This is a genomic window from Dellaglioa sp. CoH-57-MRSF-20 (assembly GCF_056781955.1).
This window is the reverse complement of record NZ_JBXAXV010000073.1, coordinates 1-542: the sequence shown is the minus strand read 5'-3', so window position 1 is coordinate 542 and position 542 is coordinate 1. Positions and strand designations below refer to the sequence as shown.

Annotated in this window: 1 protein-coding gene; it reads left to right on the top strand. The window is 50.6% G+C overall.

Features of this window, described 5'->3' with window-relative positions:
* Positions 1 to 337 precede the first annotated feature (337 nt).
* The coding region (locus tag AC1RPN_RS08155; protein ID WP_481763710.1) for a hypothetical protein at positions 338 to 542 on the top strand (205 nt) is incomplete at its 3' end.

The following is a 542-nucleotide window of genomic DNA, read 5'->3' as shown; positions in this document are numbered from 1 at the left end:
ATTCCAGTCTCGGTTCCAACAGGTATTCAACTGTTCGAAGTGTGCGTTCATCAACACGCATGATAAAACGGCTCAGCTCCAAAAGTTGTTTGGGAAAGGAAAGCCGTTGACGTATCCGTACGCGTACTTCGAGGTCAAGAAGATATCCGAGAACATAGACTCGTATAACCCACATCAGATGATGCGTCGTGGCATGGTGCTGAACGTTAATTCGGGTAGCACCATTCAAACTGTTCGAGTACTTCCTACGGACTACGAAATAGATATAACGTACGTGACCAACAGGTTTCAGTCCGTTGAACAGGGTTCCGTAATAGCGTTCTCCCGGCGTTGGCTCATGGCTCGTCGTCTAGGCTGGCTCAAGGGCAGCATTGACTACGGACGTATGCAGTTTGGCATCGGCATAACCATGGACAGCAGCATCAGTACGCCGTCGTTGGGCAACATAGTGGAGGCTGAAACCGCATTTGCGGTGAGTGTTTCTGCCACCGTCCATGGATACACGAGTGAACCCGTTCTGGGCGAGCAGGGCAAGATCAACA